Source organism: Nonomuraea sp. NPDC049480, assembly GCF_044465905.1.
In the GTDB taxonomy this organism is placed as follows: domain Bacteria; phylum Actinomycetota; class Actinomycetes; order Streptosporangiales; family Streptosporangiaceae; genus Nonomuraea.
Genome location: NZ_JBITMD010000002.1, coordinates 659,753 through 681,687 on the forward strand (window position 1 = coordinate 659,753; position 21,935 = coordinate 681,687).

The window sequence follows — 21,935 nt, forward strand, 5'->3', positions numbered from 1 at the left end:
GTGTTTTCGCTTGACTTTTCGAACTAATCGAGGACCGTGCCGTGCACGATCATCTCGGGCACGTCGGTGACGAAGCCCTCCAGCGGCCGATCGGGGCAGCGCTCGGCGGTGACGGTCGCGGCGGCGATGCGGTCGAGGCGGAAGACGCGTACGTCGTCCCGCAGCCGGCACCACGCCACGAGATACCAGAACCCGCCGCGCCCGCCCAGGAACACCCCTGGCTCGACATCACGGGTGGTCAGCGCGTCCTTGCGGTCGACGTAGTCGAGCTTGAGCACGCGCCGGCGCAGCAGCGCCTCCTCGATGGCCCGGGAGATGCCCTCGCCGCCGAGCGGCAGGATCTCGCTGCCCGGCTCGGGCTGCGGGCTCATGAGCTGCACACGCCTGGCCAGCTCCCTGGCCAGTTCCCCCTCGGGGCCCGGCATGGCGGCGACCACCTTGCGTAAGGCGCTGCGGGCCTGCCTGCCGAAGGGCTGGTCGCCGGCCTGGCTGAGCGCCACGGCGATGGCCACCGCCTCGGCCGGGGTGAAGTTGAGCGGCGGCAGGGACATCGTCTTGTCGATGGCGTAGCCGCCCTTACGGCCCGGCTCGGCGTAGATGGGGACGCCCGACTCCTGCAGCGCCGCGATGTCGCGCTCGATCGTGCGGACGCTGACCTCGAACCGCTTGGCCAGCTCCCGGGCGGAGCGGCAGCGGGGCGCGATGGCTCGCAGGTCCTCGACGAGCGCGTAGAGCCGGTCGGTACGGTTCACAGCCGTGACGCTACGCCGCGCCACCGACAATCGCGGGCCGCCCGGCAGGGCCGGAACACCCTCCTAGCCGGGCGGTCACAGGGGTATCACGGTTTCGGCCAGCGCCTCGACGCCCATATGACCCATCTCACACTCGCACCGGACGCCCGCCCAACGGCTCTCGCTTTCACGACCGGGCAAAATGCTCGCGCCTTTTCCGGAAGGCTCCGCCGAGGATATGGAAGGCGTCGTGCCGGCTCCGGCCAACCGGCGGCAGGACGTCCACGGAAGAAGGCCGACCAAGAAGTACGTGATCGTCTACGGCGGCCCGGAGCTGTGGGAGGCCCCGGGCGACAAGCTCTAAGCCTCCGCCCCGGTCCATTCGAGCAGGCGGTCGAGCGGCCAGGTGTTGACGATGCGCTCGGCGTCGATGCCGCACCTGACCGCCCGCTCGCACCCGTACCGCTGCCAGTCGAGCTGACCCGGCGCGTGCGCGTCGGAGTCGATGGCGAACACGCACCCCATCTCGTACGCCAGCCGCATCAGCCGCTTCGGCGGGTCGAGCCGGTCGGGCCGGGAGTTGATCTCGACCGCCACCCCGAACCGCCGGCACGTCTCGAAGACCAGCTCCGCCTCGAACTCCGACTCCGGCCGCTTGACGCCTCGCCTCCCTCCGGCCTGCACCACCCGCCCGGTGCAGTGCCCGAGCACGTCCACGAGCGGGTCGGCGATGGCGGTGACCATCCGCCGCGTCATGTCCTCGCCGCCCATGCGCAGCTTGGAGTGCACGCTGGCCACCACCACGTCCAGCCGCTCCAGCAGCTCGGGCTCCTGGTCGAGCGAGCCGTCCAGGTTGATGTCCACCTCGATGCCGGTCAGGATCCGGAACGGCGCCAGCCGCTCGTTGAGCTTCGCCACCACTTCGAGCTGCCGCTCCAGCCGCTCGGCCGACAACCCCTTGGCGACGGTCAGCCTGGGCGAGTGGTCGGTCAGCGCCCAGTACTCATGCCCGAGCGCGATGGCGGCCTCGGCCATCTCCTCGATCGGCGAGCCGCCGTCCGACCAGTCCGAGTGGCTGTGCAGGTCGCCTTTGAGCGCAGTACGCAGGGCCGCCGTCTCCGCGTCCAGCTCGATACCGGACGTAGCCCGCATCCTTCGCAAGTACGTCGGAACCAGGCCATCCAGGCTTTCGTTCACCACAAGGGCGGTGACTTTGCCGATGCCGGGCAGGTCGCCGAGCCCGCCGGCGCGTGCCAGCCGCTCGAGCTCGCCCCTGGGCAGGTCGGCGACGACCGCGGCGGCGCGGCGGAAGGCACGCACGCGGTACGTGGGCTCTCCCGCGCGCTCCAGCAAGAAGGCGATCTCGCGTAGCGCCTCGACCGGTTCCATGCGTTAAGTCATACCCAAGTGAACGGCAACCGGGGGCCACTACACATTGAACAGGGACAACGGCCACCGCTAGGCTGATCGGCCCAGGAAAGCAGGAGTTTGATGGCACATCCGCAGGCGCCCACACAGCCGCCGCGCAAGTCGTCGAAGGTCGTCCCGTTGGTCGTCCTCGGCGTCCTTTCCGTGATGGTGGTCGGATACTGCTCCGCCGTGCAGGACGACGACGAGGTCACCGCGGACTGCGTCGTCCGGCTCGACGACGGCACCTACGAGGTCGTGGACGAGGACTACTGCGACGACGACGGCACCACCGTGCGTTACTACGGCGGGTCGCGCGGGGCGTACATGTGGTACTACGGCGGCCGAAGGGTCGGCAACCGCATGCAGGGCGGCACCACCCTGCGGCCTTCCGACACGACCGTCACCTCACGCAACGGCAAGTCGATCCAGCGCGGCGGGTTCGGCAAGAGCTGGAGCGGTGGGAGCTGAGACGTGCGCCGTGAGCATGGGACTCCCAGGGACGACTGGGAGAAGACGATCGAGAGCCAGGGCCTGGCCTACCACCGGGCCGCCCACCCCGCGGGCCTGAGCAGGCCCTACTGGGACGAGTCCGTCCACTACGTCTTCCCGATGGACGAGGTCGAGGCGCTGGAGGAGCAGGTCGAGGAGCTGCACGGCATGTGCCTGCGCGCCGTCGAGCACGTGGTCTCCACCGGGCGCTACGCCGACTTCGCCATCCCCGAGTGGGCGCGGGAGGAGGTCGCGCGCTCGTGGGAGCGGCGCGACCCGCACATGTACGGCCGCTTCGACCTGCGCTACGACGGCACGGGCCCGGCCAAGCTGCTGGAGTACAACGCCGACACGCCGACCTCGCTGGTGGAGTCGTCGGTCGTGCAGTGGTTCTGGCTGCAGGACGTCCATCCGGACGACGACCAGTGGAACTCCGTCCACGAGCGGCTCATCGACCGCTGGCGCGAGCTGCGGCTGCCGCCGGGGCCGGTGCACTTCGCGTTCACGAACGCGGACGAGACCGGCGAGGAGGCCATGACGGTGGCGTACCTGCAGGAGACCGCCGAGCAGGCGGGCCTGCGGACGGTCGCCGTCGCCATGGAGGACATCGGCTGGGACGAGCTCAACCGGTGCTTCGTCGACGTCGAGGAGACGGTGATCCGCTCGGCGTTCAAGCTCTACCCCTGGGAGTGGATGCTGAGCGACGACTTCGGGCGGCACGCGGTGCGGCACGCCACGTGGATCGAGCCGCTATGGAAGGCGCTGCTGTCGAACAAGGCACTGCTGGCCGTCCTGTGGGAGCTCTACCCGGGGCATCCCGCGCTGCTGCCCGCATATCTGGACGGGCCGCGCGAGCTGACCTCGTACATCGCCAAGCCGCTGCTCGGCAGGGAAGGCGCCTCGATGCGGATCGTCACCCCGGAGGGCACGCAGGAGACGCCCGGCAGGTACGGCCAGGAGGGCTACGTCTTCCAGGGCTTCGAGGCGCTGCCGCAGTTCGAGGGACAGCGGCCCGTGCTCGGCGCCTGGGTGGTCGGCGACGAGTCCGCCGGGCTCGGCATCAGGGAGACCACCGGCCTGATCACCGACGACACCTCCTCCTTCGTCCCGCACCGCATCGCCGACTGACACCCTCCATCTGATAGGAACGACCATGACTCTCCTGGAGACCCTCGCCCGCGGCGCGGGCGCCATCGCCTCATATGCCGCCGTCGGCGTGATCCTGATGATCGTCGGCTTCTACGTGATCGACTGGGCCACACCCGGCAAGCTGAGCGAGATCATCCGCACCGAGCGCAACCCGAACGCCACCCTGCTGGCCACCTCCGCCCTGGCCGCCGTCGGCCTCATCGTGGCCGCGTCCATCTGGTCCTCCGGCGGCCGGCTGGCCGAGGGACTGGCGGGCACGGCGGTGTTCGGCCTGGTCGGCATCGTGGTGCAGACCGTGGCGATGCTCATCTTCGACCGGGTCGTCGGCATCTCGGTGCGCGATCTGGTCAAGGAGTCCAAGTTGCAGCCGGGCGCGCGCCTTCTCGCCGTGACGCATGTGGCCATCGGCCTGATCACCGCTGTCGCCGTCATATGACCACCGTTCCGGTCAGCCGAATCGACCTGGCACTCTAGGAGGCGTGACAGACCGGATCCGAGAGGACACCACGCGCAGGCTCGAGCGGGCCATGGGCTCGCTCGGCACCGCGGCGATGGCACGCATGGACGACCAGCTGCCGTGGTTCCGCGCGCTCAGCGCCGAGGACCGGTCGTGGGTGGGGCTTGTGGCCCAGGCCGGCATCGCCGCGTTCGTCGAGTGGTTCTCGACCGCCGGGGAGGACCCGCCCCAGCCCAGCATCGAGTTCTTCGGCACCGCCCCGCGCGAGCTGAAGCGCTCGATCTCGCTCCAGCAGACCGTCGACATCGTCAGGGTCGTCGTCGAGATCGTCGAGGCCCGCACCCACGAGCTGGCCGCCCCCGGCGGCGAGGACCAGCTGCAGCAGGCCATGCTGCGCTACACCCGGGACGTGGCCTTCGCCGCCGCCCACGTCTACGCCCGCGAGGCCGAGGCCAGAGGCTCGTGGGACGCCCGGCTGGAGGCGCTGATCGTGGACGCCCTGGTGCGCGGCGAGGTGGACGACGGGCTGCATTCGTGGGCCGCCGCGCTCGGCTGGACCTCCTCCCCCGTGGTCGTCATCGCCGGCCGCGCCCCCGAGGGCGACCCTCGCGCGGTCATCGACGGACTGCGGGAGAAGGGCCGCCGCATCGGCATGGACCTGCTCGCCGGCGTGCAGGCCGACCGGCTCATCGTGATCGTCGGCGGCGCCGACAGCGTCGACCACGCGGTCCGGCAGGTCGTGTCCCGCTTCGGCATGGGGCCCATCGTGATCGGCCCCGAGGTGCCCGATCTGCACGCGGCCGCCCGATCGGCCAGGGCTGCGCTGGCCGGGCTGAAGGCGTCCTCCGGCTGGCCGGACGCGCCCCGCCCGGTGCACGCCGAGGATCTGCTGGCCGAGCGGGCGCTCGACGGCGACGACGACGCCAGGGGGCAGCTCATCGAGAACGTCTACCTGCCGCTCGCGGGCACGCCGCTGCTCGACACGCTGGCCACGTACCTGGAGCAGGGCACCTCGCTGGAGGCGACGGCGCGGCTGTTGTTCGTTCACCCCAACACCGTCCGCTACCGCCTGAAGAAGATCACGGAGCTGACCGGATACCAGCCCACGGAGGGCCGGTCCGCCTTCACGCTCCAGGTCGGCCTGATCCTCGGCAGGCTCGCGGAAAGCGCCGTAACCTGGCGGGCCCTAACGTAACGATGCCGAAACCCCCACTGTGGGGTTCCTACAAATCACCCCGGACAAAGTTCGTACGGATCTCTATCCGCGTGTCGAAGTTCTACAGGGCAAGGTTGATTTTGTGCTTGTACTCGTCGCTCCGGGCCAAGGTGCCCAAACTCCAGGCTTCCTGACTCCCTGGCTCGAGCTGCCCGGCCTCGCCGACCGGCTCGGCGCCTGGTCCGAGGTCGCAGGGATCGACCTGGTCGCCTGCGGGACAACCGCCGGCGCCGACGAGATCCGCGACACCGCCGTCGCCCAGCCCCTGCTCGTGGCCGCCGCGCTGGCCTCGGCGGAGGCGCTCGGCGCGGCCCCCGACGTGCTCGCCGGTCACAGCGTGGGCGAGTTCGCCGCGGCCGCCCTGGCCGGGGTGCTCACCCACGAGCAGGCGCTCACCCTCGTCCGCGAACGCGCCCAGGCCATGGCCAAGGCCGCCGGCGTCACCGAGACCGGCATGACGGCCGTGCTCGGCGGCGTGGAGGAGGAGGTGCTGGCCGCCATCGACAAGCACGGGCTGACGCCCGCCAACATCAACGGCGCCGGGCAGATCGTGGCCGGAGGCACGCTGGAGCAGCTGGCCGCGTTCAAGGAGGACGCGCCGGCCCGCGCGCGGCTCATCCCGCTGTCCGTGGCGGGCGCGTTCCACACCCGCCACATGACGCCGGCCGTGGAGAGCCTGCGTGAGGCCGCCCGCAACGTCTCCCCCGCCGATCCACGGGTGACGCTGCTGTCCAACTCCGACGGCAAGCCGGTCGCCACCGGCGCCGAGCTCGTCGAGCGGCTGGTCAAGCAGGTCAGCAGCCCCGTCCGGTGGGACGCCTGCATGGAGACCATGGCCGGCCTCGGCGTCACCAAGATGATCGAGCTGCTGCCCGGCGGCACGCTGACCGGCGTGGCCAGGCGCGGGCTGCGCGGCGTCCAGACCGTGGCGCTGAAGACCCCCGACGACCTCGACGCGGCCAGGGAGCTGATCAAGTGAGGATTCCCGACATCGCCCCGGGCAGCAGGGTGCTGGCGCTCGGCCACTACCAGCCTGCCAACGTCGTCACCAACGACGACCTGGCCAAGACCATGGACACCAACGACGAGTGGATCCAGTCCCGCGTCGGCATCAAGGAGCGCAGGGTCGCGCCCGAGAGCGAGTCGCTCGAGGACATGGCCACCATCGCCGGTGGCAAGGCACTGGCCGCGAGCGGACTGTCGCCCGACGACGTCGACCTGGTGATCGTCGCGACCTGCACGCTCGAGTCGCAGATCCCCAACGCCTCCGCCGTCGTGGCGCACCGCCTCGGCATCAAGGCGCCCGGCGCGTTCGACGTCAACGCCGCCTGCGCCGGCTTCTGCTACGCGCTCGGCACCGCCAGCGCCGCCGTACGCGCGGGAGCGGCCAGGCACGTGCTGGTCATCGGCGCGGAGAAGCTGTCGCAGTGGGTCGACTGGACCGACCGGTCCACCGCCGTGATCTTCGCCGACGGCGCCGGGGCCGCGGTGGTGGGCCCCTCCGACGTCCCCGGCATCGGGCCCGTCGTCTGGGGCAGCGCCGGCGACAAGGCCGACGCCATCCACATCAAGGACCGCACGACGTTCCTCCACCAGGAGGGGCAGACGGTCTTCCGGTGGGCCACCACGACGCTGCACCCGGTGGCCCTGGAGGCCTGCTCACGCGCGGGCGTGGACCCGGCGGAGCTGGCGGCGTTCGTCCCCCACCAGGCCAACCTGCGCATCATCGAGGCCATCGCCCGTAAGCTCGGCGCCGACAAGGCCGTCATCGCACGCGACATCGTCAACGCCGGAAACACCTCAGCCGCGTCCATCCCGCTCGCGCTGTCGCGCATGCTGGAGCGTGGCGAGGTCCGCTCGGGCGGACTCGCGCTCGTCCTCGGCTTCGGCGCCGGGCTCACGTACGCCGGCCAAGTGATCGAGATTCCGTAACAAGGCTTGTGCGGCGTTGTCGCACAGAATCCAGGAAAACCAAAGGAGAACCAACGACATGGCTGCCACCGAGCAGGAGATTCTCGAGGGCCTCGGCAAGATCATCAACGAGATCACCGGCATTCCGGCCTCCGACGTGACGCCCGAGAAGAACTTCGTGGACGACCTCGACATCGACTCCCTGTCCATGGTCGAGATCGCCGTGGCCGCTCAGGACGAGTTCGGCGTCGAGATTCCCGACGACCAGCTCAAGAACCTGAAGACGGTCAAGGACGTCCTCGGCTTCATCCAGAGCTAGAAGACCACCGACGCAGGACTGATGAGCAAGGAGCGCGAAAACGTGAGTGCGAACCGGGTACGTGTCGTCGTCACCGGGCTTGGCGCGACGACGCCCGTCGGTGGAGACGTCACCTCGACCTGGGCGGCGCTCCTCGCCGGTCAGTCGGGTGTCGAGACTCTCACCACCGACTGGATCGACACCGTCCCCGTGAAGTTCGCGGGGACGGCCGCGGTCGATCCCGCCGAGGTGCTGCCGCGGCCCGAGGCCCGCCGCCTCGACCGCAGCGAGCAGTTCGCGCTGGTTGCCTCCAGGGAGGCCTGGCAGGACGCCGGGGCCCCCGAGGTGGCGCCGGAGCGGCTCGGCGTCGTGGTCTCCAGCGGCATCGGGGGCATCAACACCACGCTGGCCGCGTACGACACCTACCGGGAGCGCGGCTGGAACCGCCTGTCGCCCTTCACGGTGCCGATGCTCATGCCCAACGGCCCGGCCGCCTGGATCGGTCTCGACCTGGGCGCCCAGGCAGGCGTGCACGCCACGGTGTCGGCGTGCGCGTCCGGCGCCGAGGCCGTCGGGTCGGCCATGGACATGATCAGGTCCGGCCGCGCCGACGTGGTGGTCGCCGGCGGCACCGAGGCCGCCATCCACGGCCTCAACATGGCGGCCTTCGCCGCCGCGCGGGCCATGTCCACCCGCAACGACGACCCGCAGGGCGCGTCCCGGCCGTGGGACCGCGACCGCGACGGGTTCGTGCTCGGCGAGGGCGCCGGGATCGTCGTCCTGGAGTCGGAGGAGTACGCCAAGGCGCGCGGCGCGCGGATCTACGCCTACTGCGCCGGCGTCGGCTACTCCGCCGACGCGCACCACATCACCCAGCCCGAGCCCGAGGGCCGGGGCATCATCATGGCGATGACCCAGGCGCTCAACAACGCGGGCGTCACCGGGCTGGACGTCAAGCACGTCAACGCGCACGCCACCTCGACCCCCGCGGGCGACGTCGGCGAGGTCCGGGCGGTGGCCAAGGCCATCGGCACCCATCCGCTGGTGACCTCCACCAAGTCCATGACCGGGCACCTGCTCGGCGGCGCCGGCGGCATCGAGTCCGTCTTCACGATCAAGGCGCTGCAGGAGCGGATCGTCCCCGCCACCATCAACCTCGACAACCTCGACGACGGCATCGAGGTGGATCTCGTCTACGGCGAGAACCGCACGCTGCCGGAAGGCGACATCGCCGCGGTCAACAACTCGTTCGGGTTCGGCGGACACAACGTGTCCGTAGTGTTCAAGGGGGCATGAATGACCGTGCTCGACAACCGGGTGGTGACGCAGGGCTCCGATGAGGAGCCCGCTGATCCCCGCGATCCAGTCGTCCGCCTGACCGCGCTGCTCGACGAGGGCACGCTGCGGCCGATCACTTCTGAGGACAAGAGCGGCGTCCTGGCCGCCATGGGCCGCGTCGAAGGGGTCCCCGTCGTCGCCTTCTGCAGCGACGCCCGCTTCCAGGGCGGCGCCATGGGCAGCGAGGGTTGCGAGCACATCGTGCACGCCTACGACGTGGCCGTCCGCGAACGGGTGCCGATCATCGGGATCTGGCACTCCGGCGGTGCGCGACTCGCCGAAGGCGTCGAGTCGCTGCACGCCGTCGGCCGGGTCTTCGCCGCCATGACCAAGGCGTCCGGCGTCGTGCCGCAGATCTCCGTGGTCGTCGGCCCCGCCGCCGGCGGGGCCGCCTACGGCCCCGCCCTCACCGACCTCGTCATCCTCGCCGACTCCGGCCGCATCTTCGTCACGGGCCCCGACGTGGTCCGCAGCGTCACCGGCGAGAACGTCGACAGCGCGGCCCTGGGCGGCCCCGAGCCGCACAGCAAGCGCAGCGGCGTCGTGCACGTCGTCACCAAGACCGAGACCGACGCGTACGTCAAGGCGCGCCAGCTCGCCACGCTGCTGGGCCACCAGGGCCGGGTGCGCACCTCCGCGATCGGGGAAGTGGACTTCTCCACGCTGCTGCCCGAGTCCGCGCGGCGGGCCTACGACGTCAAGCCGCTGGTCAACGGCCTGCTGGACGAGCCCGGCATCGAGCTGCACCCCAAGTGGGCGCCCAACATCGTCACGTCGCTGGGCCGCCTCGGCGGCCGGACGGTCGGTGTGATCGCCAACAACCCGATGCGGCTCGGCGGCTGCCTCGACGCCACGTCCGCCGAGAAAGCCGCTCGCTTCGTACGTATGTGTGACGCATTCGGCGTGCCATTGGTTGTCCTCGTGGACGTTCCCGGTTATCTGCCGGGTGTCGGGCAGGAGCACGACGGCGTAGTCCGGCGCGGCGCCAAGCTGCTGCACGCCTTCGCCGAGGCGTCGGTGCCGCGGGTGACGCTGGTGACGCGGAAGGCGTACGGCGGGGCGTACATCGCGATGAACTCGCGCGCGCTGGGCGCCACCAAGGTGTTCGCCTGGCCGACGACCCAGGTCGCGGTCATGGGGCCGGTGGCCGCGGTACGCATCCTCAAGCGGCGTGAGCTGGCGGCCGCCCCGGAGGAGGAGCGGGCCGAGCTGGAGCAGCGGCTGGCCGAGGAGCACGAGAAGCTCGCCGGGGGACTCGCGCGGGCGCAGGAGCTGGGAGTCATCGACGAGGTGATCAAGCCTGAGGAGACGCGCGGCGCGATCGCCAAGCTTCTCGCCCAGGCCACCCCGGCCCGCGGCGCCCACGGCAACATCCCGCTGTAGATCTTCACCTTAAGGCCCCGCACCGACGACGGTGCGGGGCCTTTCAGCTGTGGGCGGCCTCAACGGAGCCGCAGGGGAGGCGTGGCGGCTGGAGGCGCATGGGCGCTGGACGAGGTCAGGTGGCGGCGCGTGAGGCCCCGGGGCGGGGTCAGGCGGCGCCCGGGGCCGGACCGGGGGCAGGCGGCGGCGCGTACAGGCGCCTGCGCGGTCCTAGACGGCGGCGTGGAGCCAGCGGACGGGGGCGCCGTCTCCGGCGTACCGGAACGGCTCCAGCTCCTCGTCCCACGGCCGCCCGAGCATCTTGTCGATCTCCTCCTCCAGCACGCACCGCCCCTGGGAGGCCATCATCATGGCCGCCCGCAGCCGATCCTCGGGGATCATGATGTCCCCGGCGGCGCCGATGACCGCGGTGAAGGCGCCGAGCGTAGGCGTGTACGCATGCCGGGACCCGTCCACCCCCGGTGAGGAGTCCTCCGTGATCTCAAATCTGAGGCGCTGCCAGCCCATGAGCGAGGAGGCGATGGCCGCGGCGATGCCCGCCCGGCCCTCCCACTCCGCCTGCGCGCGCACGACGTTGGGCGCGGCGGGTTGCGGAGTCCACGTCAGATCTACGGGCACGCCAAGGACACCCGCGACTGCCCATTCGATATGTGGGCACAGCGCGGGCTGAGCCGAGTGGACGTAAAGGACGCCACGAGCAGACACCGGACCTCCCGTTTCGGTACGAGGTGCGCCTTCCCCAACGGCCTCGTCCCGGGATGATCACAAGTGACTAGGGAGAGACTACCGTCGGTCGTTACCTGACACCAGAGGGAGGCCATACCAAGTTGGTGCCGGAGTGTCGCGTGACAGCTGTTGCCTGCGGGAAACATACCCGGCCATGGAACTGCAATCTGTCGGCGAGGCGTTCATCCGGCCAGGTCAGCTGCTCACGGACCGGACCGCGTTGTCCGCTGCGCGAGCCGCGGCGCGCTGGATCCAGGCGGTCTCCGAGGCGGACGGGGTCTGCGTCGTCCACCTGGCGCCGGGCGCCGACCCCTGCGAGCTCACGGCCGAGCTGCGCGCGCAGGGCCTCAGAGCGTCGCCGAACCACGTGCTGCGCGGGCAGCCCCTGTTCTTCGGCGGCCCCGCGTCCAGGCCCTTCCCCGCCCCGCCCATCTCCTTCAAGCCGGGCAGGTCCCGCTCGGACGTGGTGGTGGGCCTGCTCGACACCGGCGTGGCCGCGCACCCGTGGTGGTCGGGCAGCGAGTGGTACGACCGTGCCGGCCGCGAGGAGGCCGACGCGGCGGAGGGCGAGCAGGCGGGCCACGGCACGTTCGTCGCGGGCCTGCTGGCGCGCCTGGCGCCCGGCGCGGCGCTGCGGGTGCGCCGGGTGCTGGACGGCGACGGCGTCGGCGACGAGGCGAGCGTCGTACGCGCGCTCAACCGCATGCGGGAGCGGCCGCCTCAGGTGCTCAACCTGTCCTTCGGCGGCCACACGTTCGACGACCGCCCGCCGCCGATGCTGGCCGACGCCATCGCCGCGATGCCGGACACCGTGACGGTGGCCTGCGCCGGCAACACCGCGTCGGACCGGCCGTTCTGGCCGGCCGCGCTGCCCAGCGTGGTGGGTGTGGCGGCCCTGGACGCGGCGCAGCAGCGCCGGGCACCTTACTCCGGATACGGCACCTGGGTGGACGCCTGCTCCCGCGGCGACTGGCTGACCAGCAGCTATCTCGACACGGGCGAGTTCGGCGGCTACGCGGCGTGGAGCGGGACGTCGTTCGCCGCCGCCCTGGTGTCCGGCACCATCGCCGCCGCGGCCACGAAGGAACCGGCGAAGGAAGTGGTCAGGCGGCTCCTCGACGGGGAAGGGGCCCGGCAAATTCCGGATCTGGGGGTTCTCGTCCCGGCGAGTCTGTAGAGTTTACGCTCAGTTCGCAGGCAATCACGTGGAGGCATGATCGCCTTCCCGTGCCGGACGAGAGGAGGCCGCGTGCACCGCGATCCGGCGGAGTTGCTCCGCGCCGCGGCCGACGGCGACCGGTCGGCGTGGGACGAGCTCGAGTCCAGGTTCGGGCCGCTCATGTGGGCCGTCGCCCGCGCGTGCGGCCTGAGCCCTTCCGATGCGGCCGACGTGGTCCAAGGCGCCTGGCTGCGCCTGCTCCAGCAGCTGGACGGCATCAGGGATCCGGCCGCGGTGGGAGGGTGGCTCGCGACGACCGTACGCCGCGAGGCCCTGCTGCTCCTGCGACGGGATCGTCCGCAAGTCTTCTCTTTCGAGGTCGTCGACGACCCCGATCCGGCCGCCGCCGTTCTGGAGACCGACGGCAGACAGCTGCTCTGGAAGACGGTCTCCACCCTGCACGAGCCCTGCCGCACGCTGCTCCAGCTGGTCGCGATCGATCTTGGAAGCCGGCAGACGGCGATGCGGCTCGGGCTGCCCATGGGCAGCGTCGGCCCGACCCGGGCCCGCTGCCTGGAAAAACTGCGCACTCTGATCTCATCACAGGAGACGGCGCAATGATCAACGACGAATACTTCCTGGCGGCGCTCCGGCTGGCCGCCGGGAACGACCCGATCCCGAGTCACGTGTCGGCCGCCGCGCGTGAGGTGTACGGGCTCCGGGTCCCGCGGGCGAGGACCGCCACTCCCGTCGAGTGCGCCGCGATCCGCACGAGCTCGGGCCCGCGCGATGACGACGGCTCGCATCTGGTGCGTTTCGTCTCGGCCGGCCTCACCTTCGATCTGGAGGTGACGGTCGGCGACGGGCTCATCGACGTCGCCGGACAGGTTTTCCCGTACCCAGGAGAGGGCGCCCTCGTCGATGTAAAAACACCCCATTTGACGCTGACCAGGCGTATCGCTCACAACGGCCACTTCGCCGCCACCGGCCTGCCTCCCGGCTGGCTCAGCGTGGTGTGCCACCGGCCCGGCCACGCACCCGTGCAGACCAGGTGGGTACGCATCCGTCCCTGACCGTGATCCGCGACCAACCGGCCGGAGAGTCCGCACCCCCTCCCGGCCGTTCCCGACCAAGGCCCGCCATGAGCGACACCTCGGACTCGCCCGGCGGCCTCGACCCGCTCCTCGCGGCGGCCGAGGCCGCCATGCTGCGTTCGCTGGTCGATCCCGGCCACGCCATGCACGCGGGCCGCGTGGTGCTCACGGCGGCCCGCCGGAGCCGATCCCCCGAGGCCGAGGCCGTCGCGCTCCGGGCGATGGCGCTGGCCGCCCGCGAGCTGGGGGACCTTGAGGGCGCCGAACGCCACCTCCGCCAGGCCATCGCCACTGCCGGAGCCCCGCGCGAGCGGGTGGCCCAGGCGCGGCTGTCGCTCGTCACCGTACGCACCGAGCGCGGCCACCCCCTGCAGGCCCTCCGCGTGGCCGCCCTGGCATGGGCTTATCTGTCGCCGCTCGACCGCGCCAAGCTCGACACCCAGCGCGCGGTCGCGCTGGCCCACCTCGGCCGCCTCCAGGAGGCCATCGCCTCCTGCGACCGCGCGCTGCGGGCCCTGGTGACCGCGCCGGGCACCGTCGACGACCGCAGGTTCCTGGCGGGCGGGCTGCTCAACCGCGGTCTCGTCCACTCCTACCGCGGCGACTGGGACGCCGCCATGCGCGACCTCACGGCCTGCCTGCAGATCTCCCAGCACTCGGGACTGCGGCACCTTGCCCGCCTGTCCGCCGCCAACCTGCCCTTCCTCGCGGTACGACGGGGCGACGTCGCGGGCGCGTTCCACCACTACCGTGAGGCCGAGGACACCCTGTTCGGCTATCCCGAGCGGCTGGCCACGATGCGTGCCGACTTCGCCGGCGCCCTGCTGGCCGCCCACCTCCCCGGCGAGGCCAGGGCCATGCTCAACCTGGCGGTGCCCGATCTGGAGGCGTGCGGGGCGCGGGTGGCGCTGGCCGAGGCGCGGCTGAAACTGGCCCAGGTCGAGCTTTTGACCGGCGACCCGCGCCGGGCGCGACAGGTGGCCGAGCAGGCGTCGCGGGAGCTGTCCGCGCAGGACCGCACGTCGTGGCTGCCGCTGGCCAGGGAGGTGGTGCTGCGCTCGCGCCTGGCCCTCGAACCGGCCACGCCCGCCCTGGTCGCCGACCTGATCGCATGCGCCGACGCCCTGGAGGACGGGTCCTCCCACCTGGCGGGGGCAGCGGCGCTGCGGCTGGTGGCGGCCGAGGCGGCGCTCGCGGTCGACGATCATCCGACGGCCTCGGCGCAGCTGGCCCGTCTCACCCGGCACGCCGACCGCGGCGAGCGGTGGGCGCCCGCGGGCACCCGTCTGACCTCGCTCGCCTCGGAGCCGCAGGCACGGCAGCTCGCGCGGGCGTCGCAGATCCCGGCGCCGGTACGCCAGCACGCGCTCGCGCTGGAGGCGGCGCTGCAGGAGGACGTCCCCGGGGCCTTCCGCGCGGTACGCGAGGGGCTGGCCGAGGTGAGCGAGCGGGTGGAGACGTTCGACGACCCGTCGCTGCGTGCCCACGCCGCCCGGGCGGGCGAGCGGCTGGCGGCGTTCGGGCTGGGGCTCGCCGTGCGCGATGGAGGGCCCGGCGACGTGTTCGAATGGGCCGAGCGGTGGCGGGCCGTCACGGCGCCCGCCCACGCCTGCTCGCTGATCGGCCCCGAACGGTTGCGGGACGAGCTGGGGTCGCGGGCTCTGGTGGAGTACGCGGTCGACGGGGAGTCGCTGCTGGCCGTGCTGATCGACGGGGAGCGGGTGCTGCTGCGGTGGCTGGGGAACGTGCGCGCGGCCGAGGAGGCGATCGTCCGGCTGCGGTACGCGATCCGGCGGCGCGGGGAGCGGCGCGACGGCGAGGGCGACCTGGAGGCCGCGGCCGGGGAGGTCGAGCGGCTGCTGCTCCGGCCGCTGGCGGCCGAGCTGGGTGACGCGCCGCTGGTGGTGGTGCCGGTGGGAGCCCTGCACACGCTGCCGTGGGGCGTGCTGCCGTGCCTGCGCGGCCGGCCCGTGAGCCTGGCGGCCAGCGCGGCCTCCTGGGTACGGGCGAAGGCACCGCGCGACGCCTGCGGGGACGAGCCTCCGGCGGTGGTGGCGGCGGCCGGGCCGGCGTTGTCCCACGCGCACGCCGAGGTGGCGCACGTGCTGGCCTGCCATCCGGGCGGGCGCGAGGTGCCGGGGCGCACCGTGGCGGTTCTGGAGGCGCTGGAGAACGCGGACGTGCTCCATCTGGCGGCCCACGGGGTGTTCCACGCGCGGAGCCCGCTCGTGTCCGGGATCACGCTGGAGGACGGGCCGCTCATGGCGTACGACCTGCTGAACGTGGCGCGGTCGCCGGAGCTCGTGGTGCTGTCCGCCTGCAATTCGGGCATGTCGCGGACGCCGGTGGACGGGGCGCCGCTGGGCCTGCCCGGAACGTTCCTGGCCAAGGGCTCGTCGTGCGTGATCGCGGGGATGGTGCCGGTGCAGGACGACGCGGCGCGGGCCGTGATGAGCACGTTCCACGAGCTCGTGGCCGCCGGGCAGCCGCCGGACGCGGCACTGGCGTGCGCCGCGGCGAAGACCGGCGTGTACGAGTTCAGCTGCTTCGGCGCCGGCGACCGACCCCTGTATTAGCCCGTGGCGACGGGCCGCGACGGGTCGGTCACCCAGTGGGACCAGGAGCCGACGTAGAGAGCGGCGGGCAGACCGGCTACCTCCAGCGCGAGAACCTCGTGCGCGGCCGTCACCCCGGAGCCGCAATAGGCCCCCGCCCGGACGCCCTCCCCGACGCCGAGCACGGCGAACCTGGCGCGGAGCGCGGCGGGATCGAGGAACCTGCCGTCCGGGCCGACGTTGTCCGTGGTGGGCGCGCTGACCGCCCCGGGAACGTGCCCGGCCACCGGGTCGACCGGCTCCACCTCGCCGCGGTAGCGCTCCCCCGCCCTGGCGTCCAGCAGCACGCCGTCGGCGGCCACCGCCGCCGCCTCGTCGGCGGTCAGCACCGGCATCCCGCCAGGCCGCGCCGTGAAGTCCCCCTCCCGTGCGCCCGGCGCCTCCTTCGTGGTCGGCAGCCCGGCCGCGGTCCACGCGGACAACCCGCCGTCGAGCACACGGACGTCCTGGTGCCCGAAGTAGCGCAGCGCCCACCAGGCCCGGGCGGCGACCGTGGAGCCGGCGTCGTCGTAGACCACCACCGGCCGGCCGTCGCGTACGCCGAGGCGCCGCATCGCGCGCTGGAACGCGTCCGCCTCGGGCAGCGGGTGCCGCCCGCCCGCGCCCGGCGGTGCGGCCAGGCCGGTGTCGAGGTCGCAGAAGACGGCGCCCGGGATGTGGCCCTCGCGGTAGAGGTTGATCCCTGGCGGGCCGCCGAGCCGCCAGCGGACGTCGAGCAGCGTCACGTCGCCGAGCTCGGCGAGTGCGGCGGGAGTGATCAGCGGGCTCGTCACGTGGGTTCCTCCAGGCTTCCCGGCTGGAAGGTCATGTGCGTACCTCCAGGAGCGGGACGTTCTGCTCGGCCGGCGTCAGCGAACCGTGGTATCCGGTGAAGAGGGCCTCGATCGGCTGATTGGTGGGGGCGATGATCGCCAGGTCGGTGTAGGGGACGGCCACGACGTCACCGATGCGGGCCAGCCACGCCTCCCGCACCCGGGGCCCGAACCAGCCGGACTCGACCGCCTCCTGCCGCGACACCACCTGTGCCTTCCCCCGGAAGGTCTCGCGCCAGGCGTCGAGCACGTGCTGCGCGGCGCCCGGCTCGGCGTAGACGTGCCGGGCCCTGGCCTCGCCGCCGATCAGCGCCACGCCCTCGATCAGCTCGGGAACGCTCTCCGCGTCGATCTTCTCGGTGGCGTTGACCATGCCGTGGTCGGCGGTGATGTACAGGGCCGAGCCGGGCGGCAGGCCCTCGGCCAGCCGCTGCGCCATGTCGTCGACGATGGCGAGCTGCCGCAGCCACTCCTCGCCGCCCCATCCCGCCAGGTGCCCGGTGGAGTCGAGGTCGCCGTAGTAGACCGTGACGTGTGCGGGCCGCTGCCGCATGGCCTCGTGTGTGCGGGCGACGCGCTCGTCCACGGTGTCGGCGGCCATGTAACGGACGCCGCGGTAGACGGCCCTGGTCAGCCCGGTGCCCTCGAACTCGGCGGGGGCGACGTACACCGGCTCTACCCCCGCCTGGGCGGCCCGCTGGTAGACGGTCGGGGCGGGCTGCCACGTTTCGGGATCCATCGTCAGACCGCCGGGGAGCGTCCACCGCAGGCAGTTGAACAGCTGCCCGGTGCCCGGCACGGCCAGCGTCAGGCCCACCATGCCGTGCTCACCCGGTGGCAGGCCCGTGCCCAGCGAGCAGAGGCTGGTGACGGTGGTGGCGGGGAATCCGGCCGTGAGCGTCCGGCCGGCCAGCCCGGCCATGAACGGGGCGGCCTCGGCGTGGGCCCGCAGCAGCTCGGCGCCCAGGCCGTCGACCAGGAACAGGCAGACGCGGTCGGCGGGCTCCAGCCGCAGCGGGTGCGACCCGTCGGGCTCGCCCAGGCCGAGGACGCCGAGCAGCGCACCGGGCAGATCCGCCAGCGACCCGCCGCCATACCCTGGCACCAGCATGCCTGCATCCTAGCCGTTCGCGGATCTCGGCTTTCCGTGGATCTCCTCGCGCCGGCCACGCTCGCCCATCGCGCCGCTCCCGCCCGTTTCGCGGTAGACGCGGACGGCGTGACACGCCGCTTTGTTGCTCACCCCCTGCTGCATGAGAGCGAGGTTGTGCTCCCGCTCCTTGGCCGGCTTCTCGCGTCCCTGAGGAGAACCGGTCTCCCGGAGAGCATCGCATCCCTGAGGCGGGGTGTCGCGACGACCGCCAGGAGGGAGGTGGGCGCGGGTCAGGCGGCGGCGCGGGCGGTGGCCTCGGAGAGCGCCTTGGCGAAGGACAGGACGTGGGTGACCGCCTCCGGGCCGTCGGCCGCCTCGCTGACCCTGAGGGACAGGTCGTCGGCGGTGACAGCGCCCGTGTAGCCGTGGTCGGCCTCGCAGTTCTCGTCGCCGCAGGTGGCCGGCTCCAGGTCCACGTGAGAGATGGCGCCCCAGCCGATGGTGAGCGTCACCTCCGTGGGAGGGACGCCGGGGACGTAGGAGGCGGGGTCGGGCACCACGCGGGTGACGGCGACCGACTGGATGCGGCTCAGGCGGACGGCCTCCGTGGTCGTGGAGGCGTGGGACGTCGAGACGCCCTCCACCGCCGGGTGCTCGTCGGTGTGGCAGACCAGCAGCCGCGTCGTGGTCAGCACCAGCACCGTGACATGCCTGCGCACCTCCATGGCGGGATCGAAAGTGGCCTCGTGATGGACCACGAACGCGGTCACGGCTTCCTTGCCCAGCGCGGATTCGACCGCATCGGTGACGAGGTCGGGATAGTAGCCGCTGCGCTCGATCGCTTCGCGCAGGCCCGCGGCTGAGACTCGGGTTTCCCTCATGGCTCCATCCTGCCAGGACCGGGCGGTGCACTCACCCGCCGGACATAACGCTCTATAACGTCTTTAGTGGGGTCACAACGGCCGCTTCGGTCACTGCCTTCACCGGGGCACGGGTCAGGAGAGCCGGCGTGGGCCGCCGTCCAGACGCGGGCCCGCCGGGGTGCGCAGGGTGGCGCGGGCGCCCAGGATCATGGCGCTCGACTCGCCGACGAGCACCTGGTCCAGGTCCAGGCGGGCCACCTCGGGCAGGTCGTTGGCCAGGCGGCCGACGCGTACGAGCAGCTCCTCCAGGGCGTCGACCGCCACGGGCGGGTAGCCGTACTGGCCGAAGAGCAGCGGGGCGGCGCGTACGGACCGCACCAGGGCGGCGGCGTCCTCATCCGTCAGCGGGGCCAGGCGGAAGCCCTGGTCGAGGAGGAGGCGCGCGGTCACCTCGCCCAGCCCGAACGACACCACCGGGCCGAACGCCGGGTCCTCGATGACACCCACCACGGTCGGGACGGCCGGCTGCGGCGCCATGCGCTGGACGGCCAGCTCCACCTTCTCGCCGAGCTGGTCGGCGAACTCGGCGTACGCGTTCCACACCATCTCGGGGCCCGTCAGCCCCAGGCGCACCGTTCCCGCGCGGCGCGAGGCGCCGGGGTCGGACACCTTGAGCACCACCGGCCAGCCGAGGCGCTCTGCGGCGGCCACGGCCTCGTCAGGGGAACGCACCACCTCGGCGGGCCACACCGTCAGGCCGTAACAGGACAGCAGCTCGGTGGCGTCGATCTCAACCGGCGGCCCGGGCTCGGCGAAGCCACTCGCCCCCGTCCGGCCGGGCCCGGCCGGCTCGCCATGCCTCTCATGGGCCGGTCCTGCCGCCGCTCCGGCCCCCGCGCCCGCCCCTTCACCAGGCGACGCCTCACCAGACGACGGCACCTGATCAGAGGACGGCACCTGATCAGAGGGCGACGCCGGCGAAGGGGGCGTGGATGGCGCGGGCGTCGTGCCGGTCGACGGGCTCGGGGTGCTCGGCAGCCCCGCCTCGGCGCCGGACGCGGCAGGCTCGGCGCCGGACGCGGCAGGCTCGGCGGGGTCGGTGCGGGCGGTCGTGAGGGCGGTGCGGACCAGGGTGCGGGCGCGGCCGGTGTCGATGTCCGCGAGCTCCGGCGGCGGCACCGAGGGTTGCGCGCGCCACGTGGCGTACCGGACCACGTGGGCCAGCGCCCGCACCGCCTCCTCAGGAGCCGCGTACGAGGGGATGGACCCGCGCGTGGGCGTCGGCTGGGAGCGGGACGGCGCGGAGCCAGCCACGCGCAGCGCCGGGTACATGCCCAGATGACCGTTGAACGTCGTCAGCACCGGCTTGGGGACGTCCTTCGAGACCCGCAGCAGCTCGGCCGCCACCGCCTCCGTGTCGCCGGGTATGGGCGGCATGTAGATCACCACGGCGGCGTCCACACCGGGCGAGGACAGCTCGCCGGCGAGCGCCGTGCCGAACTCCGAGGCCCCGGCGGCGGGCCCCAGGTTGACCGGCGGGCGGGGTTCGAGCCCGGCGGCGAGGCAGGAGTCGGCGGCGAGCAGCCCGAGCGCGTCGGAGTTGGTCACGAGCGCGACCCTGGGACCGGCCGGCAGCGGCTGGTACGCCAGCAGCTGCCCCACGTCGAACAGCTGGATGAGGTCGTCGACCCTGATCAGCCCGGCCTGCGCGAACAGGGAGCTGATCGCGGAGTCCGGCAGCCCGAGCTCCTCCGCCGAGTGCCCCGACGGGGTGCCGCCGCTCTTGACCACCACGATGGGCTTGCAACGCGCGATGCGCCTGGCCAGGCGGGTGAACTTGCGCGGGTTGCCCAGCGACTCCAGGTAGAGCAGGATCACCTCGGTCGAGTCGTCCTCCTCCCAGTACTGAAGCAGGTCGTTGCCCGACACGTCGGCCCTGTTCCCCGCGGACACGAACGACGAGATGCCCATGCCGCGCTGCGCCACGCGCTGCAGCAGCGCGGTGCCGAGCGCGCCCGACTGGCTGAAGAAGCCGACCTTGCCGCAGCCGGGGACGGTTGCGGCGAGGGTGGCGTTGAGGCGTACGGAGGGGTCGGTGTTGGCGATGCCGAGGCAGTTGGGCCCGACCACGCGCAGGCCGTAGGCGCGGGCGATGCGGGCCAGCTCGCCCTGGCGCTCACGGCCCCGGACGCCGGTCTCGCCGAACCCGGAGGAGACCACGACGAGGCCGTGGACGCCCTTCTCGGCGCACTCCTTGACCACGTCGATCACGCTCTCGGCGGGCACGGCGACCACGGCCAGGTCCACGTCTCCGTCGATGGCGGTCACGCTCGGGTACGCGCGCACGCCCGCCATCGCCCGCACCTCCCGGTGCACCGGGTAGACGGGCCCGGTGAAGTCGGCGGCCAGCAGGTTGCGCAGCACGGTCTGGCCGACCCCGCCGCGCTCGCGGGAGGCGCCGATGACCGCGACGGACCCGGGGGTGAGGAGCCTGGCGATGGACCTGGACTCGGCTCGGTGCTCGCGCGCCGCCGTCACCTCGGCGGAGGTCTCGGTGGGGGTGAGGTCGAGCGTCATGCGTACGACGCCGTCGGCGAACTGGCTCTGGGCCGTGTAGCCGGCCTGGCGCAACAAGCCCGTCATGCGCATGTTGGCCGGCAGCACGTCGGCGACGAAGCGCTCGATGCCCTGCTCGCGGGCGGTGGCGGCCAGGTGCTCCAGGAGCACCGAAGCCACTCCCCTGCCCTGGTGGGCGTCCTCGACGAGGAAGGCCACTTCGGCCTCGCCCGGATCGATGCGGTCGTAGCGGATCACGGCGACCATCTCGGTGCCGATGGTGGCGATCAGGGCGACCCTGTTGACGTAGTCGACGTTGGTGAACCGCTCGACTTCCCGGTCGGACAACCGCGGCCGCGGCCCGAAGAACCGGAAATAGATCGACTCGTCGGACAGTCGCGAGTAGAAAGAACGGAGGCGGTTCGCGTCGGCGGGCTTGATCGGGCGCACATGCGCGGTGCCGCCGTCGGCCAGGACGACGTCGGCCTCCCAGTGGGCCGGATACTGTGCCTCCACAGCATCGAGCGTAAACCCGCATCCCACATGCCAAGACCGGAGCCCCTGTTGGGCAACGCTTGTGCATCGACTCCATCCTGGTGTCATGGGACCGCCCCACGAGCAGCCCGGAAGCTGTT

The 21,935-nt window shown here is 72.3% G+C and carries 21 protein-coding genes; 14 read left to right on the plus strand and 7 right to left on the minus strand.

Going from position 1 to position 21,935, the window contains the following annotated elements:
* Positions 1-23: 23 nt before the first annotated feature.
* A complete protein-coding gene (locus ACIBX3_RS08455) occupies positions 24-752 on the minus strand; it encodes a helix-turn-helix transcriptional regulator (protein WP_397114523.1) in 729 nt (242 codons plus the stop codon).
* 217 nt (positions 753-969) lie between these two features.
* Here ACIBX3_RS08455 and ACIBX3_RS08460 point away from each other — a divergent pair, with 217 nt between their 5' ends.
* Positions 970-1,095 (plus strand): hypothetical protein, encoded by a 126-nt coding sequence (locus ACIBX3_RS08460; protein WP_397114525.1) that lies wholly within the window; start codon positions 970-972, stop codon positions 1,093-1,095.
* Here ACIBX3_RS08460 and ACIBX3_RS08465 read toward each other — a convergent pair.
* Positions 1,092-2,120, minus strand: a complete 1,029-nt coding sequence (locus tag ACIBX3_RS08465) for a PHP domain-containing protein (protein ID WP_397114527.1) — start codon at positions 2,118-2,120, stop codon at positions 1,092-1,094. The genes ACIBX3_RS08460 and ACIBX3_RS08465 overlap by 4 nt on opposite strands.
* Before the next feature lie 102 nt (positions 2,121-2,222).
* On the opposite strand from ACIBX3_RS08465, the gene ACIBX3_RS08470 reads away from it, so the two are divergent.
* The 9 genes from ACIBX3_RS08470 (at position 2,223) to ACIBX3_RS08510 (ending at position 10,382) form a co-directional block, all read left to right on the plus strand.
* Complete coding sequence (locus ACIBX3_RS08470) at positions 2,223-2,609, plus strand: hypothetical protein (protein WP_397114529.1); 387 nt, start codon at positions 2,223-2,225, stop codon at positions 2,607-2,609.
* A gap of 3 nt (positions 2,610-2,612) precedes the next feature.
* Positions 2,613-3,758 carry a glutathionylspermidine synthase family protein gene (locus tag ACIBX3_RS08475; RefSeq protein WP_397114531.1) on the plus strand — a complete coding sequence of 382 codons (1,146 nt, stop codon included), beginning with the start codon at positions 2,613-2,615 and terminating at the stop codon, positions 3,756-3,758.
* A gap of 25 nt (positions 3,759-3,783) precedes the next feature.
* Positions 3,784-4,215 (plus strand): DUF350 domain-containing protein, encoded by a 432-nt coding sequence (locus ACIBX3_RS08480; protein WP_397114533.1) that lies wholly within the window; start codon positions 3,784-3,786, stop codon positions 4,213-4,215.
* A 91-nt stretch (positions 4,216-4,306) separates the two neighbouring features.
* A complete protein-coding gene (locus ACIBX3_RS08485; protein WP_397115017.1) occupies positions 4,307-5,431 on the plus strand; it encodes a PucR family transcriptional regulator in 1,125 nt (374 codons plus the stop codon).
* Between the two features lie 103 nt (positions 5,432-5,534).
* On the plus strand, positions 5,535-6,431 hold the full coding sequence (locus tag ACIBX3_RS08490; RefSeq protein ID WP_397114535.1) for an ACP S-malonyltransferase: 897 nt from the start codon (positions 5,535-5,537) through the stop codon (positions 6,429-6,431).
* Positions 6,428-7,384 carry a beta-ketoacyl-ACP synthase III gene (locus ACIBX3_RS08495; protein WP_397114537.1) on the plus strand — a complete coding sequence of 319 codons (957 nt, stop codon included), beginning with the start codon at positions 6,428-6,430 and terminating at the stop codon, positions 7,382-7,384. The genes ACIBX3_RS08490 and ACIBX3_RS08495 overlap by 4 nt, the downstream gene beginning before the upstream one ends.
* Before the next feature lie 58 nt (positions 7,385-7,442).
* On the plus strand, positions 7,443-7,682 hold the full coding sequence (locus ACIBX3_RS08500) for an acyl carrier protein (protein ID WP_397114539.1): 240 nt from the start codon (positions 7,443-7,445) through the stop codon (positions 7,680-7,682).
* Between the two features lie 21 nt (positions 7,683-7,703).
* Positions 7,704-8,957: a beta-ketoacyl-ACP synthase II gene (gene fabF / locus ACIBX3_RS08505; protein WP_397114541.1), complete on the plus strand. Its 1,254-nt coding sequence runs from the start codon at positions 7,704-7,706 to the stop codon at positions 8,955-8,957.
* Complete coding sequence (locus tag ACIBX3_RS08510; RefSeq protein WP_397114543.1) at positions 8,958-10,382, plus strand: acyl-CoA carboxylase subunit beta; 1,425 nt, start codon at positions 8,958-8,960, stop codon at positions 10,380-10,382.
* Positions 10,383-10,592: 210 nt separating this feature from the next.
* Here the strand turns inward: ACIBX3_RS08510 and ACIBX3_RS08515 are convergent, their stop codons facing one another.
* Positions 10,593-11,087, minus strand: a complete 495-nt coding sequence (locus tag ACIBX3_RS08515; RefSeq protein ID WP_397114545.1) for a DUF3145 domain-containing protein — start codon at positions 11,085-11,087, stop codon at positions 10,593-10,595.
* Positions 11,088-11,262: 175 nt separating this feature from the next.
* Here ACIBX3_RS08515 and ACIBX3_RS08520 point away from each other — a divergent pair, with 175 nt between their 5' ends.
* The 4 genes from ACIBX3_RS08520 to ACIBX3_RS08535 all read left to right on the plus strand — a co-directional run bounded on the left by ACIBX3_RS08520 (position 11,263) and on the right by ACIBX3_RS08535 (position 15,937).
* Entirely contained in the window at positions 11,263-12,285 is a 1,023-nt protein-coding gene (locus ACIBX3_RS08520) for a S8 family peptidase (protein WP_397114547.1), read from the plus strand.
* Positions 12,286-12,357: 72 nt separating this feature from the next.
* Positions 12,358-12,888, plus strand: coding sequence for an RNA polymerase sigma factor (locus tag ACIBX3_RS08525; protein ID WP_397114549.1), 531 nt, complete (start codon positions 12,358-12,360; stop codon positions 12,886-12,888).
* Complete coding sequence (locus ACIBX3_RS08530) at positions 12,885-13,340, plus strand: hypothetical protein (RefSeq protein ID WP_397114551.1); 456 nt, start codon at positions 12,885-12,887, stop codon at positions 13,338-13,340. The genes ACIBX3_RS08525 and ACIBX3_RS08530 overlap by 4 nt, the downstream gene beginning before the upstream one ends.
* A gap of 68 nt (positions 13,341-13,408) precedes the next feature.
* Positions 13,409-15,937: a CHAT domain-containing protein gene (locus tag ACIBX3_RS08535; protein WP_397114553.1), complete on the plus strand. Its 2,529-nt coding sequence runs from the start codon at positions 13,409-13,411 to the stop codon at positions 15,935-15,937.
* Here the strand turns inward: ACIBX3_RS08535 and ACIBX3_RS08540 are convergent.
* From ACIBX3_RS08540 to ACIBX3_RS08555, 4 genes are all read right to left on the minus strand, one after another.
* Positions 15,934-16,749 carry a sulfurtransferase gene (locus ACIBX3_RS08540; protein ID WP_397114555.1) on the minus strand — a complete coding sequence of 272 codons (816 nt, stop codon included), beginning with the start codon at positions 16,747-16,749 and terminating at the stop codon, positions 15,934-15,936. The two genes, ACIBX3_RS08535 and ACIBX3_RS08540, sit on opposite strands and share 4 nt — an antisense overlap.
* A 31-nt stretch (positions 16,750-16,780) precedes the next feature.
* On the minus strand, positions 16,781-17,899 hold the full coding sequence (locus ACIBX3_RS08545; RefSeq protein ID WP_397114557.1) for an alkaline phosphatase family protein: 1,119 nt from the start codon (positions 17,897-17,899) through the stop codon (positions 16,781-16,783).
* A gap of 272 nt (positions 17,900-18,171) precedes the next feature.
* Positions 18,172-18,762, minus strand: a complete 591-nt coding sequence (locus ACIBX3_RS08550) for a DUF5998 family protein (protein WP_397114559.1) — start codon at positions 18,760-18,762, stop codon at positions 18,172-18,174.
* Positions 18,763-18,876: 114 nt separating this feature from the next.
* Positions 18,877-21,816, minus strand: coding sequence for a GNAT family N-acetyltransferase (locus ACIBX3_RS08555; RefSeq protein ID WP_397114561.1), 2,940 nt, complete (start codon positions 21,814-21,816; stop codon positions 18,877-18,879).
* Between the last annotated feature and the right edge of the window lie 119 nt (positions 21,817-21,935).

What these genes read in the sequence shown, in the direction of transcription:
- ACIBX3_RS08460 (WP_397114525.1), top strand. Translation starts at nt 970, where the DNA reads ATGGAAGGCGTCGTGCCGGCTCCGGCCAACCGGCGGCAGGACGTCCAC.
- ACIBX3_RS08465 (WP_397114527.1), bottom strand. Translation starts at nt 2,120, where the DNA reads ATGGAACCGGTCGAGGCGCTACGCGAGATCGCCTTCTTGCTGGAGCGC.
- ACIBX3_RS08470 (WP_397114529.1), top strand. Translation starts at nt 2,223, where the DNA reads ATGGCACATCCGCAGGCGCCCACACAGCCGCCGCGCAAGTCGTCGAAG.
- ACIBX3_RS08480 (WP_397114533.1), top strand. Translation starts at nt 3,784, where the DNA reads ATGACTCTCCTGGAGACCCTCGCCCGCGGCGCGGGCGCCATCGCCTCA.
- ACIBX3_RS08485 (WP_397115017.1), top strand. Translation starts at nt 4,307, where the DNA reads ATGGGCTCGCTCGGCACCGCGGCGATGGCACGCATGGACGACCAGCTG.
- ACIBX3_RS08500 (WP_397114539.1), top strand. Translation starts at nt 7,443, where the DNA reads ATGGCTGCCACCGAGCAGGAGATTCTCGAGGGCCTCGGCAAGATCATC.
- fabF (WP_397114541.1), top strand. Translation starts at nt 7,704, where the DNA reads ATGAGCAAGGAGCGCGAAAACGTGAGTGCGAACCGGGTACGTGTCGTC.
- ACIBX3_RS08510 (WP_397114543.1), top strand. Translation starts at nt 8,958, where the DNA reads ATGACCGTGCTCGACAACCGGGTGGTGACGCAGGGCTCCGATGAGGAG.
- ACIBX3_RS08520 (WP_397114547.1), top strand. Translation starts at nt 11,263, where the DNA reads ATGGAACTGCAATCTGTCGGCGAGGCGTTCATCCGGCCAGGTCAGCTG.
- ACIBX3_RS08530 (WP_397114551.1), top strand. Translation starts at nt 12,885, where the DNA reads ATGATCAACGACGAATACTTCCTGGCGGCGCTCCGGCTGGCCGCCGGG.
- ACIBX3_RS08535 (WP_397114553.1), top strand. Translation starts at nt 13,409, where the DNA reads ATGAGCGACACCTCGGACTCGCCCGGCGGCCTCGACCCGCTCCTCGCG.
- ACIBX3_RS08545 (WP_397114557.1), bottom strand. Translation starts at nt 17,899, where the DNA reads ATGCTGGTGCCAGGGTATGGCGGCGGGTCGCTGGCGGATCTGCCCGGT.
- ACIBX3_RS08550 (WP_397114559.1), bottom strand. Translation starts at nt 18,762, where the DNA reads ATGAGGGAAACCCGAGTCTCAGCCGCGGGCCTGCGCGAAGCGATCGAG.